A 16,722-nucleotide genomic window follows, 5' to 3' on the forward strand; every position below is an offset into this window, starting at 1 on the left:
TGCCGCATATGAGCATGGCTTCGATGCCCCGTCGGGGTACACGGTTTCATAAGAGGGGGGATGGGCGCAATAATTTTGTTCGGATGTGAGTGAATCCGCTGCCGCGACGTCCCGACAGGGTGACGTCAGTTGGCCGCGCGCAAGCCCGTCATCTTCAACACGCCCAGTGCCACGAAGCACAGCACGACGACCGGGAAAATCATCCAGTTCAACATCTCCCAGCCCCAGGCATTGTAGACTGCCCCCGACATCAGCGAGGCGAAGGCGACGGAGCCGAACAGGACGAAATCGTGGAACCCCTGGACCTTGCCTTTTTCGGATGACTGGTAGCTGTCGGCCACCATGGCGGTGGCACCGATGAAGCTGAAGTTCCAGCCAAGGCCGAGCAGGATCAGCGCCGTCCAGAACTGCCACAGTGCCAACCCTGACAGCGCCACTATGGCGCAGCCAATCAGCAGCACCAGGCCGATGGCCACGATCCGCTCAGCGCCGAAGCGATAGATCAGCGACCCCGTGAAGAAGCTCGGCGCGAACATCGCCATGACGTGCCAGGAAATGCCGAGCGTGGCGTCGTCGGTCGAAAGGCCGCAGCCGACCATGGCCAGAGGCGCGCCGGTCATCACGAAGCTCATCAGTGCGTAGCTGCCGATGGCGCAAAACAACGCCGCGACGAAGCGTGGCCTGGTGACGATTTCCGAGAGCGGCCGGGCGTCGCTGTCGGAAATTTCCACCTTCTCGGTTGCCTTGGCTGGGATACGCAACAAAGAGAGAATGGCGGCGCCGACCGCCGCCAGCACCAGGATGGACGCAAACGAGCCGGCAAACTTCACCGGCGAGAATAGATCGCCGGTGAAGATGACGATCTGCGGCCCGAGTATGGCGGTGACGATGCCGCCGGCCAGCACGAAGGAGATGGCACGCGCCTTGAATTCAGGCGGAGCATTGTCGGCGGCGGCAAAGCGGAATTGCTGGACGAAGGCGCCCCCGATGCCGATCACGGCCAAGCCGAAAGCGAACAGCCAGAAGCTGTCATGAAACAGCGCCAACGTGGCGATCAGGCCGCCAAGCGCTGTCACCCCCGTGCCGGTCATGAAGCCGTCGCGCTGGCCGAGCCGGCGGATGATCGCCGCGGCCGGCAGGGAACCGAGCGCCACGCCGACATTGAAGCCGGTGATCGGCGCGGTTGCCAGCGACTTGTCAGCGTCGAGCAGGTACTGCCCGGCCAATCCGCCCATGGAAATGGCGATGGGTGCGGCCGAGCCGATGATCGCCTGCGAGGCTGCGAGGATGAAGGCGGTGCGACGCGCTTCCTTGCCCGCCTCAACGGCGACGACAGCAGTCATGAGGCGTCCTTGCCCCGGCCCTCGCCACGCACCCGGCGCGACACGCGATCAAGCACCGCATTGACCAGTTTCGGCTCGTCTTCTTCGTAAAATGCCTTGGCGATGTCGACATATTCGGAGACGATGACCGCCACCGGCACGTCCTCGCGCTGCATCAGCTCGTAGACGCCGGCGCGCAATATGGCGCGCAACGTCGAATCGAGCCTCGACAGAGGCCAGTCCTCGGTCAGCGCCTGTCGGATGACTGGATCGATGGTCTTCTGGTGCTCGACAACGCCGGCAAGAATGGCGCGAAACCATTGCGCATCGGCTTCGCGATAGAGCGCGCCATCGACTTCCTTGCCGAGCCTGAACGCCTCGTATTCGGCGGTGATCTCAAACACACCGCTGCCGGCGACGTCCATCTGGTAGAGCGCCTGCACGGCGGCCAGACGGGCAGCACCGCGCTTGTTGGCATGGCGAACCGCAGGCTGGCCGGGCGAAGCGGGTTCGCTCACGTTCGCTCTCCCAGCTGTTCCTTTAGAGCGATCATGGTCAGCGCCGCACGCGCCGCAAAGCCGCCCTTGTCGCCTTCCGAACGTCTTGCTCGCGTCCATGCCTGTTCGTCGTTTTCGGTGGTCAGGATGCCGTTGCCGATGCAGACTGCATCCTGCACGGACAGGTCCATCAGGGCACGGCTGGATTCATTGGCGACGATATCGAAATGATAGGTGTCGCCGCGGACCACTGTGCCGAGGGCGACGAAGCCGTCATAGTTCGTCCCGCCTTCGGAGGCACCGTCGAGCGCGAAGGAAATCACCGCCGGGATTTCGAGCGAGCCCGGAACAGTGACGACATCGTATGTCGCGCCCGCTTCCTCGAGGGCCTTTGTCGCGCCTTCGAGCAACGCGTCGGCAAGGTCGTCGTGAAAGCGCGCCTCGATGACAAGAAGGTGGGCCTTCTTCTTCGGACGGATGAACGCTTTGCCGTGTTGGGATGTGCCTGCCATAGATGTCTCCGGGGATCGCCGGTGACTTAGGCCGAAGCCGGTTTGATCGCAAGCGGAAGATTGCCGAAGGAACTTTCAAGGCCAACTCGGCGGCGGTCGCATCAGGGAATGGGCTTTATGGACGAGCGCCTCAAAGCCCCTCTTTAGCCGCCTCCACCAGTCGCGCCGCGTAGCGGGCCATGGTGTCGATCTCGAGATTGACGCGATCGCCGACCTGGCGTTCGCCCCAGGTGGTGACCGTCAGCGAGTGGTGGATCAACAGCACGTCGAAGCGGCTGCCTTCGACCTTGTTGACGGTGAGCGAAGTGCCGTCGAGTGCGACGGAACCCTTGGGCGCGATGAATTTTGCCAGGTCGCGCGGTGCATCCAGGGTGAAGCGAACGGCGTCGCCTTCCTCCTTGCGCCCCACGATCTCGGCCATGCCGTCGACATGGCCTGAAACGATATGGCCGCCAAGCTCGTCGCCGATCTTCAGCGCCCGCTCCAGGTTGATGCGCGTGCCGGATTTCCAGCCCATCGCGGTCGTCAGCCTGAGTGCTTCTTCCCAGGCCTCGACCTCGAACCAGCGTGCGTTGGCGCCGTCTTCCGGCAATCCCGTCACCGTCAGGCAGACGCCGCCGCAGGAAATCGAGGCGCCGATGGCAATGGTCTGCGGATCGTAAGCGGTGTCGATACGCAAACCGACGCCTTCCCTGAGCGGCATCACGGCAGCGACGGTGCCGACATCGGTGACGATTCCAGTGAACATTAGTTTGGCCCCGTGAACATCAGTTCGGTCCTAGATGTCTCTTATCCATTCCGCATATGTATCTTCGCCGAAACGCATGTTGCGCAATTTGCGAAATCCCGGCGGGATATTGTTGGCATCGACCGGCGATGCAATGCCGTCCCCGCCGATCGCATCCGGCCCCTGAAACAGCACGATGCGGTCGACTAGGCCTTCCTCAAGGAACGCCTTGGCCACCTCGGCGCCGCCCTCGACCAGCACGCTGGCCATGCCGAGCGCCGCCAGATCCTCGAGCAGTTCCGGCAACGCAATATCGCCTTCATACGTCTCAGTGCCGATAAAGCGCACGCCGGTGCGTTCGAGCGCGGCGCGCCGGTGCGGATCGGCCTCGGCGCAGGCAGCGACATAGAGCGGCACACGGTTGACGCCGGCGACCAGTTTCGAAGTCTCGGGTAGCCTGATCTGACGGTCGAGTACGATGCGCGCCGGCGAACGGCTCTCCAGTCCCGGAAGCCGAACCGTCAGCGCCGGATCGTCCTCCAGTGCCGTGCCGATGCCGATCAATATGCCATCGGCTTCGGCGCGCATCAGATAGACTTCGCGCCGCGCAAGATCGCCGGTGATGGAGACCTGTCCCTCGCCTTTCACGCCGATCTTGTTGTCGCTCGAAAGCGCAAGTTTCAGGATCACTTCCGGGCGTTTTTTCAGAGATCGAATTAAATAGCCGGCCATCTGCTCCGCGGCCTCGGCCGCCAACACTTTTTCCACCACTTCGACGCCGGCGGCACGCAAGATTGCATAGCCCTTGCCGGAAACACGCGGGTCCGGATCGCTGGCAGCGCCGACCACACGCGCCACGCCGGCACTGACCAGCGCATTGGCGCAAGGCGGCGTGCGGCCGTGATGGGCGCAGGGCTCCAGCGTTACATAGGCGGTGGCGCCGCGCGCCAGTTCGCCGGCCTCTGCCAAAGCCTCGGTCTCGGCATGCGGCCGGCCGCCGACGGCGGTGACGCCGCTGCCGACGATCATCGGCCCGTCGCCGTCATCGCGCACGATCAGCGTGCCGACGGAAGGGTTGGTCGAGGTCCGCCCGGCATTCTTGCGCGACAGCCTGAGGGCTGCCGCCATATAGCGGCGATCGAGGACCTCTTGCTCAGCCGTGCTGCGTTCGGACCCTGCCATGCTCAGCTGGCGTCCTCTTCGCTCTTCAGCTCTTCGCCCCTGGGCTCGTCGGTTTTGAGCTCGTCGCCTTTGAGTTCGCCCAACACGTCGTGGAAATCCTTGGCCTCGCGGAAATTGCGGTAGACGGAGGCAAAGCGCACATAGGCGACATCATCGAGCGACTTAAGTGCTTCCATGACCAGCCGGCCGACTTCCCCCGAGGCCACCTCGGTCTCGCCCGAGCTTTCGAGCTGGCGCACGATGCCGGTCACCGCCCGATCGATACGTTCCGGGTCGACATTGCGCTTGCGTACCGCGATCTCGACAGAGCGCAGCAACTTGTCGCGGTCGAACGGCACCTTGCGTCCAGACTTCTTCACCACGACGAGATCGCGCAGTTGTACCCGCTCGAAAGTGGTGAAGCGGCCGCCGCAATCCGGGCAGACGCGCCGCCTGCGGATCGCCGCGCCGTCTTCGGCGGGGCGAGAATCCTTCACCTGCGTATCTTCGGACTGGCAATAAGGGCAGCGCATGGAGAGCCTTCGGTTCGCGATTCTCGTGGAGCGAAAGGCTTAGAGGTTTTTGCCGCCGTGGCAAAGTATGGCCGATGACCGATCGCGTCTCAGAGATAGCGAGGCGCGAGGAAAATTGCGAGAGCGGCAATCAGTTGACAGCGGTCCGCCAATCAGGGCGCGACGTCGCCGGTCGGGAAGCCGCAAGACGTGCCGAGATAGCGATAGGCCTTGGTGAAGCCGTCCATCGATATGGTCGCGACCGGCTTGTCGGCGAAGCTGACATCGAGGGCGCTGGTGCGGCGCATGGCGCGCAGTACCGCGAGCGTGGTCTCGGACTTGTTGTCTATCATCCACTGTCCGTCGGCGATAAGACGAAAACCGGCCTTGATCTTGTCGTTGACGTCCCGGAACACCACCGGGATGTTATCGCCCTTGGGCAAGTCACTGTTTCTCACGGCGATGATGAGGCTCGGATAACCATCGGGTGGCAATACGTCGCCATTCGAGATGGCCAGTGTAAGGGTGCCGCTGGTGCCGTTTGCGTCGAAAAAGACCGTCGACGCGGCGCAGGTCTTGCGCACATCCTCACCGGTGTTGACCTCGTCCATCGTGGTGGACCACCTGCCGAAGGTCTCTGTCTTGGGTGTTGCCGGGGTTGGCTCGGTCTGCGCCAAGGCGCGGCCGGACAGCTGCAGAATAGCCGATGCCAGCAAGGCACCAAAGCCGGCGAAACGGAAAGTTTGCATCATTAAGCTTCTCCGCAGTTGCCTTGCTGTCGCACCGGAGTTGTCACGGGCGACACTCCGCGTCGGTCAACCAAGATACGGGTAAAGCGGAAAACGATCGGTCAATGCCGCCACCTTGGCCTTCACGGTCGCCTCGACGGCCGCATTGCCCTCGTCGGAATTGGCGACCTTCAGCCCATCCAGCACTTCGGCGATCAGCTTGCCGATCTCGCGGAACTCGGCCTGACCGAAGCCGCGCGTGGTGCCGGCCGGCGTGCCGAGCCGAACGCCCGATGTCACGAAAGGCTTTTCCGGATCGAAGGGGATGCCGTTCTTGTTGCAGGTGATGTTGGCGCGGCCAAGGGCAGCCTCGGCGCGCTTGCCGGTGGCGTTCTTGGGACGCAGGTCGACCAACATCAGATGGTTGTCGGTGCCGCCGGAGACGATGTCGAGACCGGTTTCCTGCAGACTGGAGGCCAGCGCCTTGGCATTGGCGACGACGCTCTCCGCATAGATCTTGAAGCTCGGCTTCAGCGCCTCGCCCAGAGCCACCGCCTTTGCGGCGATCACATGCATCAGCGGTCCACCCTGCAGGCCGGGGAAGACGGCCGAATTCATCTTCTTGGCAATATCCTCGTCATTGCAAAGGATCATGCCGCCGCGCGGCCCGCGCAGCGATTTGTGCGTCGTGGTGGTGACCACATGGGCATGCGGCAGCGGCGACGGATGCATGCCGCCGGCGACCAGGCCGGCGATGTGAGCCATGTCGACCATCAGATAGGCACCGATCGAATCGGCGATCTCGCGAAAACGCTTCCAGTCCCAGACACGTGAATAGGCTGTGCCGCCGGCCAGGATCAATTTCGGCCTGGTCTCATGGGCGGTCTTCTCGATCGCATCCATGTCGAGCAGATGATCGTCCCGGCGCACGCCATAGGAGACGACCTTGAACCATTTGCCGCTCATATTGACCGGCGAGCCATGTGTCAGGTGTCCGCCGGAATTGAGGTCGAGGCCCATGAAGGTGTCGCCGGGCTGCAGCAACGCCAGGAACACCGCCTGGTTCATCTGGCTGCCGGAATTCGGCTGGACGTTGGCGAAGTTGCAGCCGAACAGCTTTTTCGCGCGTTCGATGGCCAGTTCCTCGGCGACATCGACGAATTGGCAGCCGCCATAGTAGCGCTTGCCCGGATAGCCCTCGGCATATTTGTTGGTCATGATCGACCCCTGTGCCTCGAGCACGGCACGCGAGACGATATTTTCCGAGGCAATCAGCTCGATCTCGTGGCGCTGGCGGCCGAGTTCGTTGCGGATTGCGCCGAAAATCTCGGGGTCGGCATCGGCAAGCGTGGTTTCGAAAAAGGATTCGAATTTGTTCGACACTGCCGCTGCTGTTGCCATGGGTTGAAATCCTCAAGGTTCGGGGTCTGTCGCGCCATTAACACAGTTGCTTTCGGCCCGCCACGTTTGCAGCGCGAAATTTGCTGGCCGGATTGCGCCAGAGAGACTGGCAGCCTCTATTTCCTTGCCTGCCGGCCCTTCAGCAGGGCCTCGGTGAGCGTGATCTCGGTGAACAGCGCCTGCATCGTATGGTCGTTAATCTGGCCGCTGCGAAACATTGCGCGAACCGCTGCGCGTTCGGCCTCAATGCCCGCCAGCCTCAATTCGAGTTCCAGCCGTCCGGCCTCGCGGGCCTCGGCGCGCGCCTCGTCGGCTTCGTCGGAGGCAGCGATGCGGCGACGGTAGCCGGCGACGATGCTGTCGGCGGTGGCAAGCCGGGCGCCGGGTGTTTCCCCTTCATCGCCGTCGGTCGCGCCGGCCATGCTCTCGATGCGGGCGATGGCGGCCTTGGCCGCGCCCACGCGCGCAAGACGCTCCTCGGCAGCGCCAGGATCCTCGCCCGGCTCGACCAGCCCTCGTGCCACCTTGGGTAAGGCAAGGCTGGCAATGAGCAATGAGCAGATGATGACGCCTGCGGCGAGGAAGATCACCACGTCGCGCGCCGGAAAGGGCGAACCATTCGGCATGGCGAGCGGCAGCGACAGGATGCCGGCCAGCGTGATGGCGCCGCGCACGCCGGCAACAGAGCCGGCGATCCGAACGCGCAGCCCGAACGGCTCGGCCTTCTGCTCGCGTAATCGCGCTGAGACGCGCGTCGCAATGTCGCCGACCCAGATCCACAGGAAGCGCAGCCCGATCAGGCATAGTGTCAGCGCGACCACCGTGGCGATTGGCTGGATGACCGGATAGCGGCTGCCGAGCTCAGGCGGCACGTTGCCGATGATTTCGGGAAGCTGCAACCCGAGCAGGATGAACAGCGCGCCGTTGAAGACGAAGGATAGCGTCGTCCACAGCGATACGGTCTGTATGCGTGCCGAGACGCCGAGAAAGCGGAAAATCCCGGAGCCGCCGGTGAGCACTCCGGCCGTGACCGCCGCCAGAATGCCCGAGGCGCCGACATTCTCGGCGCCGAGATAGGCGATGAACGGCAGCAGGACCATGACCAGCACCTGCACCTCGGCCGGCACGCCGCCGATACGGTTCAGCAATTGCAGCGCCTTGGCGGCGACGAACAAGGCAGCCACGCCGGCCAGGATGCCGGCAGCGACGGCATAGAGGAAAGTCACGGACGCCGCGACGAAGGAGAAGCTGCCGGTCAAGGCAGCTGCCACCGCAAAGCGGAACATCACGAGGCCCGACGCATCGTTGAGCAGCGCCTCGCCCTCCAGGATGTGCATCAGCCGAGCCGGGACCAGGCTCTTGTCGACGATCGAGGAGACGGCCACCGCATCCGTCGGGGACAGCACCGCAGCAAGTGCGAAAGCGACGACGAGCGGGATGCTCGGGACAAGCCAGTGCAAAGCGTAGCCGAAGCCGACAATGGTGAAGAAGACCAGCCCGATGGCGAGGTCGAGGATCGGCCCGCGCAGCGCGATCAGTTCGCGCTTGGGCGCACCATAGGCGTCGCTGAACAGCAGCGGTGGGATGAACACCAGCAGAAACAGCTCGGGATCGATCTCGACATGCATTCCGCGCACCGGCCAAGCCAGTGCCGCGCCGATGGCGATCTGCAGCACAGGTAGCGGAACCCGCACCGGCCGGACCAGCGCGCCCGAAACGGCGACGAAGATAAGCACGACCAGAATGAACATTGCGACATGCATGATGCGATTTCCGAATACGGCGCCGCGCGTTCTTTTGCCGGCGATCAGTCCAGCAAAGCTTGCCGCGAAAGACTCGGCAACGAAAAAGGCCGCCCTTCCGGCGGCCTTTTGCAAATGAACTCAGCTGCTTAGAGCGCGGATGTGATCTGCAGCTCGTTGGCTCCGTCGAGGCCGTAAATGTCGTCACGGAACTGGACCACGCCCGGCCCTGTCGACCAGGCCGAGACGTAGAGAAAATAAACCGGCACCGGATTGGTGACCTGCACCGGCGTGTTCTCCCCGGTCTTGATCGCCGCCTCGAAATGCTGGCGATCCCAGCCCGGTGTGTCGCGCAGAATCCAGGTGACGAGGTCGCGCACGTTCTGGACCCGCACGCAGCCAGAGGAATCGAAGCGCATCAGCTTGCCGAACAGGCTCTGCTGCGGCGTGTCGTGCATGTAGACGCCGTCCGGGCTGGGGAAATTGATCTTGACCGAGGCCATCGCGTTGCCGGAACCGGGATCCTGGCGGAAGCGGTATTTGGCGGCATCGTCGGTCGACCAGTCGACCGTCATTGGGTCGACCTCGCTGCCGTCCGGCGCAAACAGGCGGATATGGCTATCCTTGAGATAGTTGGGGTCCTTCCGCATCAGCGGAATGATGTCCTTGCGCACGATCGAGACCGGCGCGTTCCAGTACGGATTGACGATGATTTCGTTGATCTTGGAATTGACGATCGGCGTCTGGCGATCGATCTTGCCGACGATTGCGGTGTGGCGCAGCACAACGCGGTCGTTCTCGACTGCCTCGATCTGCGCCGCCGGGATGTCGACCAGAACATAGCGGTTGCCAAGCGTGCCGGCCCGCTCACGCAGCCGTTGCAGATTGGTCTGCAGCTGACCAAGCCGAACCGGCGCCGACACGTTCATTGCCGCGAAAGTATATTTGCCCGTGGTTCCGTCGGCCGGCAAGCCGTGACGCAACTGGAAGCGCTTGAGCGCCGAGTCGACGTAAGAATCGAACGCTTCCGAGAGCCCGGCGCTCTGCGCCAGATCGCCCGATATCATCAAGCGCCTGCGCAGCGGCACCACATCGGGATCCTCGACGCCAAGCTGCAGCTTCTTGGTGTCTGGAACCTGCTCCCAGCCGCCTTGCGCGACGATATTCTGATACTGCATGATCGCCTGCTCGGTGAAGGACACCGTCTGCAGGCTGAAGATCGGCAGCGTCGAGGCAACCTTGCCGCCTTCGCTGGCACGCGCATCGAATTGGTCGTCCCAATTGCCGCGCGCCGAGGATTTCAGGATATCCCCGATCACATCCTGCGCACTGGCGCGGCCGGCGACCATTGCGGCTGCGAGCGCGGAGGCTCCTGAAAGGAAGAAACGGCGGCTGGTTCTCATGGACGTTCCAGACATTCTTGCTACAATTCAACCCACCGGGCGGTCTCGCCCGCACTCTAGAGTTGGCTTCTTAACAATTAGCCAACCATGGCCCGCATCACTTCGGTGTAAAACCACATGGGAAGTGACTTGAGCACAGGACAAATGCACGGCTTTGGCCCCAGCATCACCCGCATCTTCGGTTCCATTGGAATATGGCGGCAACGTGGCTGTTGCTCGAATTTGGATCGGCCGGCCTGACGAAACGGCAAGACCGGTGCTTTTCGGCACCGGCCTTTGGTCCACTCCGCGGCAGCATTTCCGTAGTCCAGCTTCAGATCTTGATGCGGCGGATGCGATTACATCCGGTAGGCGATGGTATCGTTCCAGAACCGATCCAGGCGCTGCAGGGCGCGGTTCATCTGCTTGAACTCTTCCGTGTTGATGCCGCCAACCTGCTCGATCGAACCGACATGGCGCTCGTAGAGGCCGGCGACGACTTCCGCCACCTCATTGCCCTTCGGCGTCAGCGAAACCCGCACCGAACGGCGGTCGATGCGCGAGCGCTGGTGGTTGATGAAGCCGAGATCGACCAGCTTCTTCAGATTGTAGGAGACATTCGAGCCGAGATAATAGCCGCGCGAGCGCAGTTCGCCGGCGGTCAGCTCCGAATTGCCGATGTTGAACAGGAGCAGCGCCTGGATGGCGTTGATGTCGGAGCGACCGTTGCGGTCGAATTCGTCCTTGATCACGTCAAGCAGACGGCGATGCAGCCGCTCGACCAGCTGCAGCGATTCCATGTACAGCGAACGGATCGCCTCGCGGCGGTCATCGGATACGTTGGCGGTCTTCGCCGCCGGACGCGAATTGATCATTGTCTTTGCCTCTCGTTTGTCGCCCGGTGATTTTTTGTTCTTCACCTTGATCGCGACACTATCGAATACTCATAAAATTCGACTTAAACGCCAAGGCTAACAAGAGCTTACCGGTAAGGGGTTTCGAAAGAGGCTTAACGGACGGTCACCCGAGCAAGGATAATTAACCTAAAGATTTAGCCAACGATCCTGGCCGGAATTGCTATCGCCGGGTTGCCGCTTCTGGATCCAGATCACCACGCGGAACACTATGTAGAGCAGCGCCACCGCAAGGTGCGAGGCGACGATCAGCGGCCGGTGGCCGAACAGCTCGGGGAAGCCGGCATACATGACGCACTCGGTCACCGCGCAGATGAACCAGATCACCGGCCCCCAGGACGCCAGCATCCAGAGGCCGGCGGCAGCGAACGGAAAAAACACCGCCAGCACCACCGCCGCCACCTGCCAGTGCACCGGCATCAGGTCGAAGCGCCACAACGGGCCGGGGTAAAAGCCGATCAGCCGGATCCAGTACAAGATGCCGAACAGCAGACAGTAGCCGGCGATGACGCGCTGGAACCAGGCGAAGATGACCTCGATCGTCGAGGGCTGCAGCACCACGCGTCTCGAGGCGACCTCGCTCACAGCTTCAGTTCCCGTTCGCCGAGCGGTGCGAAATAGGCGTCGACGTTGGCGGCGCTGACGTCATCGATGCCTGCCGGCCGCCATTGCGGCGTCGAGCCTTTATCGATGATGGCGGCGCGGATACCTTCATAGAAGTCGTGCCCGGCAAGCATGCGGTTGAGGATACGGAACTCCATTTTCATGCACTCGTCCATCGACAACGTCTGCCCGGCGCTGATCTGGCGCCATGCAACATGCAAGCTGGTCGGTGAACGTGTGCGGATGGTGGCCAGCGTCTTTGCCGCGAACTCGTCGGCAGCGGCTGCCCGCTCCAGGCTAGCGACGATATCGGCCAGCGACGGCTGCGCGAAATGCCGGGCGATGGCTTCCAGCGTCGGCCTGTCGGTCTCGCGCCTGGCCGGGACGAAGCAGCCGCGCAGCACCGATTCCGGGTCGCCGCTTTCCGCCAGACGGTCGAGGAAGCCGGCCTGGCCCTCCGCCTTGATCGTATGGGTGGCGAGGCCCGACCACAAAGCATCGCCATAGCGGATGCGGTTGCCGGTCAGCGCCAGATACATGCCGAAGCTGCCGCCGAGATCCGGCAACAGATGGCTGGCGCCGACATCCGGGAAAAAGCCGATGCCGACCTCGGGCATGGCAAACTGGGCGTTCTCGGTCAGCACTCGCTGCGAGCCATGGAAGGAGATACCTACGCCGCCGCCCATGACGATGCCGTCGATCACCGCGACATAGGGTTTCTTGAAGCGGGCGATGCGGGCATTCAGCCGGTATTCATCGGCGAAGAAATCGACCGGAGGCCTTCCTGCGCGGCCGGCTTCGTAGATGTGGAGGATGTCGCCGCCCGCCGAAAATGCCCTGCCCTCGGCCTTGACGACGACAACGTCGACGCCGTCGTCGCGCTCCCAACTGCGCAGCGCCTTGTCCAGGGCCTTGACCATGCGGTGGGTTACGGCATTGAGCGCCTGCGGCCGCGTCAGCGTGACGACGCCGGCCCTGCCCAATCTTTCGAAGCGAATCTCGTCGCCTCCGCCAAAATCCATCGCCAGAGAATCCCTCCCCGCGCCCGCCGGGAGTGAAGTGCTAAAGCGTGGCGCATGGCCGCGTCAATGGCGGCGCCCAATCCGCTGCATGGTCGTCGGCGTCACCCAGTGCTAATGCTGGCGCTTTGAACCGGAAGGTTGAACCATGCCTTGGTTGCCGCGCCTTGCTGTTGTGGTGGTCGGCCTGATCGCTGCGAACGCTCCTCCCGTATCGGCCGGAACCGTCGACGAGCTCTATCAATCGCAGACCATCGTCACCGGCCAGGGCGAGGTCAACAGGCAGATCGGTTTCAAGGCCTGCCTCGATGCGGTGCTGGTTCGTGTGTCCGGCGATCAGCGGCTGCCGAAGAGAACTGAGATGGCGGCGCTGCGCGACAAGGCCGGCAGCTTCGTTGCCGAATTCCGCTATCGCGACCGTCTCGAAGGCATTCCGGTCCATGACGAACAGGGCACCCATGACCGGCCGCACGATCTCACTTGTCTGTACAGGCCTGACGTTATCGATCCGGTGCTTGCCACGCTCGGCAGCAAACCATGGCTTGGCGAGCGGCCACGCCTGGTAATTTTCCTGGCGGCGGAGCAAGGCACAAGGCAGTTCGTGCTGACCGCCGACGATGAGCGCGGGGCGGCGATGCGCGAATCGTTCGTCAACGCCACCGGTCCGCTGGTCATGCGGATTGTGTTTCCCGAAGCGTCGCTGCTATCGGCCTCAAAGCTTAACGACCAGGCCCTGCGCCATGCCGATATCACGACGCTGGACCAGCTTGCCAGGAAGGCCGGAGCCGACCAGGCGCTCGCCGGCAGTATCGTCTGGAGCGACAAGGAACTGGGCTGGATAGCCGACTGGCGGCTTGCCTTGAATGGCAAGAGCTACAATTGGCAAGTGCGCGGCGTCAGCTTCGACGAGGCATTCCGCGTCGCCATGCGGGGTGCTGCGCAGATCCTATCGGGCAATGGGCAACCAGAATAGCGCCCGACAGGACCGCTGGCACAATCGTGTCGCATTGGTCAGCAGCGAAAGCTCGTGGTAAAAGCCGCCCGATCCGGAGTTTTTGCGATGAACAAATTCACCCCTGCAAAGCCTGCCGGCGCGCGCAGCGTCGACGAGATCACCGGCAGCCGGCGGCTGCGGCGCATGCGCAAGGCCGATTGGTCGCGCCGCCTTGTCCAGGAGAACCGGCTGTCGGTCGACGATCTGATCTGGCCGATCTTCGTCGTCGACGGCAGACAAGTGCGCGAACCGATTGCCGCCATGCCCGGCGTGTTCCGCCTGTCGCTCGACCTCGCCGTCAAGGAGGCTGAGCGAGCGGCCAAACTTGGCATTCCGGCGATCGCCACTTTCCCCAATGTCGAGCTCGGCCTGCGCGATCAGACCGGTTCGCATATCCTCGATCCGGAAAACATCATCAACCGTGCCACCCGCGCCATCAAGCACGCGGTGCCGGAGATCGGCATCATCACCGACGCCGCGCTTGACCCTTTCACCTCGCATGGCCATGACGGCATCTTGCGCGAGGGCATTATCGTCAATGATGAAACGGTGGAGCAGGTGACGGCGGCGGCAGTCATCCAGGCGGCGGCGGGGGCCGACATCATTGCCCCCTCGGACATGATGGACGGCCGGATCGGTGCCATCCGCGATGCGCTCGACGCCAATGGATTTCAGGATGTGGCGATCATGTCCTATGCGACCAAGTTCGCATCCGCCTTTTACGGCCCCTATCGTGAGGCGGTCGGCACCGCCGGCCTGCTCAAGGGCGACAAGAAGACCTATTACATCGACCACGCCAATTCCGACGAAGCGGTGCGCGAGGCCGAGCAGGATCTCGCCGAGGGCGCCGACATGCTGATGGTCAAGCCCGGCCTGCCCTATCTCGACATCATCCGGCGGCTCAAGGACGAGTTGCAGATGCCGACCTTCGCCTATCAGGTCTCGGGCGAATATTCGATGATCAAGGCCGCCGCCGCCAATGGCTGGATCGATGGCGAAAAGGCGATGCTGGAATCGCTGCTCGCCTTCAAGCGCGCCGGCTGCGACGGGATTCTCACCTACTTTGCGCCCGAAGTGGCGGCGATGCTCAAGGGGTGATGCGCCTTTGTAGCGTCTACATCGAGTAGTGTTCGTTCGTCCAAAGCGCGACATGGAACGCCGCAGGACATCGCTTCAAGTTTACGCTGCCCCTCGTTGCCCTGCCGGGCATTTCTCGCCGTAAAGTGGCAGGGAGAAAGACGCGTTCGTAAAAGATTTCACCAATCTCCAGCGTTGCAAAAATATCGACGTTGCGGCCAGCCCCTTCTCCCCGTCACTATACAGGGAGAAGCTGCCGGCAGGCGGATGACGGGCGGCGCCGACATTGAGATTAGTTATTCCAACATGATTTGGAAGCGATTGCCCCGCCGGCGATTCAAAATACCGCTTGCAAAATGCAATCAGTTAAGCTACCCCGATAACTGCTTGCATCTCACAATTGGTTATCGAGGAGGCTCTCATGTCCAAACTTCGCGTCAGCGCTTTCACCTTGTCGATCGACGGCTTCGGCGCCGGTCCCGACCAAGACCTGAAGAACCCGCTGGGTGTTGGCGGGGAAGCCCTGCACGAATGGATGTTCGGCACCCGCACCTTCCGCAAGATGGTCCTCGGCAAGGATGGCGGGACCACGGACACTGACGAGGCGTTCGCCGCGCGCAGCTTCAAAAACATCGGCGCGTGGATCCTGGGCCGCAACATGTTTGGGCCGATCCGCGGCGAATGGCCGGATGACAGCTGGAAAGGCTGGTGGGGTGACAACCCGCCCTACCATGTGCCGGTCTTCGTGCTCACGCACCATCCACGTGATCCCATTGTCATGGAGGGCGGCACGACCTTCTATTTCGTGACCGACGGCATCCACTCAGCGCTGGAGAAGGCGAAAGCAGTGGTTGACGGCAAGGATGTACGGCTGGGCGGTGGCGTTTCTACGATCCGGCAATATCTCAAGGAAAAGCTCATCGACGAAATGCATCTGGCGATCTCACCGGTCCTGCTAGGCGCCGGCGAGAGCCTTTTTGCCGGCATCGACATGCCCAAGCTCGGCTATCGCTGCAGCGAGCAGGTCGCGACGCCGAAGGCCACGCATGTCATCATCGAGCGCACCTAGCTTGTTGCAGGGCGCCGCCATGGAGGCGCCGCCTTCCTCGCCGCTTTAGTCAGTACTTCTCCGGCACATACAGTTCGCGCGGCAGTACCTGGCGCTCGTATTCGGGATTGAAGACGCGCTCCGGCAGTGTGATCTCTTCGTGCGGCACCTCCTCATAGGGCATCTGCTTGAGCAGATGGTCGATGCAGTTCAGCCGTGCCCGCTTCTTGTCGTTGCCCTCGACGATGAACCACGGGGCTTCCGGAATATTGGTGCGGGCGAACGTTTCTTCCTTGGCCTTGGTGTACTGCTCCCAGCGCACGCGCGACTGGAGATCCATCGGCGACAGTTTCCATTGCTTCATCGGGTCATGGATGCGCATCAAAAAGCGCATCTGCTGCTCCTCGTCGGTGATCGAAAACCAGTATTTGACAAGCGTAATGCCTGAGCGGACCAGCATGCGTTCGAATTCCGGAACGTCGCGGAAGAACTCCTCGACCTGATCCGGCTGGGCAAAGCCCATTACCCGCTCGACGCCGGAGCGGTTGTACCAGGAGCGGTCGAACAGCACGATCTCGCCGCCGGCCGGCAGATGCGGAACGTAGCGCTGGAAATACCATTGCGACTTCTCGCGCTCGGTCGGCGCCGGAAGTGCTGCGACGCGGCAGATGCGCGGATTAAGCCTCTGGGTGATGCGCTTGATAACACCACCCTTGCCCGCCGAGTCGCGGCCCTCGAAGACCACGACGAGCTTCTTCTTGTGATAGGCGACCCAGGATTGTAGCTTGATCAATTCGGATTGCAGCGTGATGAGATTGCGAAAATACTGCAGGCGGTCGATCGATGGCGGATGCGCATTCTTGTAGATCTTGGCGATCTCCATCGACAGCGCCGGCTCCGAGATTTCCAGCTCATAATCTTCGTCGAGCGTGTCGGCGAGTTCCGCTTCCAGCCAGTCCCTGGCCGGGGAATTCTGTTTTATCTCGGTCATTTGCGCTGCTCCGCTTACAGGCCTTGTCGGCCGCTGTCAGGCGCTCTGCCGCCCGGCCCGGCGGCCGGAAATCGAAGCGCTGGACCGATGTT

Annotated in this window: 18 protein-coding genes; 4 read left to right on the forward strand and 14 right to left on the reverse strand. The window is 62.5% G+C overall.

The window, feature by feature from the left end:
- Positions 1–125: 125 nt before the first annotated feature.
- The 9 genes from NKJ32_RS14130 to NKJ32_RS14170 form a co-directional block, all read right to left on the reverse strand.
- A complete protein-coding gene (locus NKJ32_RS14130; protein WP_352590543.1) occupies positions 126–1,343 on the reverse strand; it encodes an MFS transporter in 1,218 nt (405 codons plus the stop codon).
- On the reverse strand, positions 1,340–1,840 hold the full coding sequence (gene nusB / locus NKJ32_RS14135; protein WP_352449306.1) for a transcription antitermination factor NusB: 501 nt from the start codon (positions 1,838–1,840) through the stop codon (positions 1,340–1,342). Before nusB ends, NKJ32_RS14130 begins: the two co-directional genes overlap by 4 nt.
- Positions 1,837–2,331 (reverse strand): 6,7-dimethyl-8-ribityllumazine synthase, encoded by a 495-nt coding sequence (gene ribH / locus NKJ32_RS14140; protein ID WP_352449305.1) that lies wholly within the window; start codon positions 2,329–2,331, stop codon positions 1,837–1,839. Before ribH ends, nusB begins: the two co-directional genes overlap by 4 nt.
- A gap of 130 nt (positions 2,332–2,461) precedes the next feature.
- Positions 2,462–3,079 (reverse strand): riboflavin synthase, encoded by a 618-nt coding sequence (locus tag NKJ32_RS14145; RefSeq protein ID WP_352590538.1) that lies wholly within the window; start codon positions 3,077–3,079, stop codon positions 2,462–2,464.
- A gap of 30 nt (positions 3,080–3,109) precedes the next feature.
- Positions 3,110–4,240, reverse strand: a complete 1,131-nt coding sequence (ribD, locus tag NKJ32_RS14150; RefSeq protein WP_352827879.1) for a bifunctional diaminohydroxyphosphoribosylaminopyrimidine deaminase/5-amino-6-(5-phosphoribosylamino)uracil reductase RibD — start codon at positions 4,238–4,240, stop codon at positions 3,110–3,112.
- Between the two features lie 2 nt (positions 4,241–4,242).
- Positions 4,243–4,752 (reverse strand): transcriptional regulator NrdR, encoded by a 510-nt coding sequence (nrdR, locus tag NKJ32_RS14155; RefSeq protein WP_023674492.1) that lies wholly within the window; start codon positions 4,750–4,752, stop codon positions 4,243–4,245.
- A 152-nt stretch (positions 4,753–4,904) separates the two neighbouring features.
- The gene (locus NKJ32_RS14160; protein WP_036238056.1) at positions 4,905–5,483 is read right to left on the reverse strand and encodes an invasion associated locus B family protein; all 579 of its coding nucleotides are present in this window, start codon (positions 5,481–5,483) and stop codon (positions 4,905–4,907) included.
- A 63-nt stretch (positions 5,484–5,546) separates the two neighbouring features.
- Positions 5,547–6,860, reverse strand: a complete 1,314-nt coding sequence (gene glyA / locus NKJ32_RS14165; RefSeq protein WP_352449301.1) for a serine hydroxymethyltransferase — start codon at positions 6,858–6,860, stop codon at positions 5,547–5,549.
- 116 nt (positions 6,861–6,976) lie between these two features.
- Complete coding sequence (locus NKJ32_RS14170) at positions 6,977–8,623, reverse strand: Na+/H+ antiporter (protein WP_023674489.1); 1,647 nt, start codon at positions 8,621–8,623, stop codon at positions 6,977–6,979.
- On the opposite strand from NKJ32_RS14170, the gene NKJ32_RS14175 reads away from it, so the two are divergent.
- A complete protein-coding gene (locus NKJ32_RS14175; protein WP_156937265.1) occupies positions 8,618–8,755 on the forward strand; it encodes a hypothetical protein in 138 nt (45 codons plus the stop codon). The two genes, NKJ32_RS14170 and NKJ32_RS14175, sit on opposite strands and share 6 nt — an antisense overlap.
- Here NKJ32_RS14175 and NKJ32_RS14180 read toward each other — a convergent pair.
- The 4 genes from NKJ32_RS14180 to NKJ32_RS14195 form a co-directional block, all read right to left on the reverse strand.
- Positions 8,752–10,005: a L,D-transpeptidase family protein gene (locus NKJ32_RS14180; RefSeq protein WP_023674488.1), complete on the reverse strand. Its 1,254-nt coding sequence runs from the start codon at positions 10,003–10,005 to the stop codon at positions 8,752–8,754. The genes NKJ32_RS14175 and NKJ32_RS14180 overlap by 4 nt on opposite strands.
- 338 nt (positions 10,006–10,343) lie before the next feature.
- A complete protein-coding gene (gene ldtR / locus NKJ32_RS14185; protein WP_023674486.1) occupies positions 10,344–10,859 on the reverse strand; it encodes a transcriptional regulator LdtR in 516 nt (171 codons plus the stop codon).
- A gap of 168 nt (positions 10,860–11,027) precedes the next feature.
- Entirely contained in the window at positions 11,028–11,483 is a 456-nt protein-coding gene (locus NKJ32_RS14190; protein ID WP_352827883.1) for a DUF6163 family protein, read from the reverse strand.
- Positions 11,480–12,523 (reverse strand): enoyl-CoA hydratase/isomerase family protein, encoded by a 1,044-nt coding sequence (locus NKJ32_RS14195; RefSeq protein WP_023674484.1) that lies wholly within the window; start codon positions 12,521–12,523, stop codon positions 11,480–11,482. The genes NKJ32_RS14190 and NKJ32_RS14195 overlap by 4 nt, the downstream gene beginning before the upstream one ends.
- Positions 12,524–12,668: 145 nt before the next feature.
- Between NKJ32_RS14195 and NKJ32_RS14200 the strand changes: the two genes are divergently transcribed.
- The 3 genes from NKJ32_RS14200 to NKJ32_RS14210 all read left to right on the forward strand — a co-directional run bounded on the left by NKJ32_RS14200 (position 12,669) and on the right by NKJ32_RS14210 (position 15,660).
- On the forward strand, positions 12,669–13,493 hold the full coding sequence (locus NKJ32_RS14200; protein WP_023674483.1) for a DUF8605 domain-containing protein: 825 nt from the start codon (positions 12,669–12,671) through the stop codon (positions 13,491–13,493).
- An 87-nt stretch (positions 13,494–13,580) separates the two neighbouring features.
- A complete protein-coding gene (gene hemB / locus NKJ32_RS14205) occupies positions 13,581–14,612 on the forward strand; it encodes a porphobilinogen synthase (protein WP_352571471.1) in 1,032 nt (343 codons plus the stop codon).
- A gap of 400 nt (positions 14,613–15,012) precedes the next feature.
- The gene (locus tag NKJ32_RS14210; RefSeq protein ID WP_352571472.1) at positions 15,013–15,660 is read left to right on the forward strand and encodes a dihydrofolate reductase family protein; all 648 of its coding nucleotides are present in this window, start codon (positions 15,013–15,015) and stop codon (positions 15,658–15,660) included.
- Between the two features lie 49 nt (positions 15,661–15,709).
- Here the strand turns inward: NKJ32_RS14210 and ppk2 are convergent, their stop codons facing one another.
- Positions 15,710–16,630: a polyphosphate kinase 2 gene (ppk2, locus tag NKJ32_RS14215; protein ID WP_352571473.1), complete on the reverse strand. Its 921-nt coding sequence runs from the start codon at positions 16,628–16,630 to the stop codon at positions 15,710–15,712.
- Positions 16,631–16,722 lie beyond the last annotated feature (92 nt).

It is taken from the genome of Mesorhizobium sp. M0159, assembly GCF_040322295.1.
GTDB lineage: Bacteria > Pseudomonadota > Alphaproteobacteria > Rhizobiales > Rhizobiaceae > Mesorhizobium.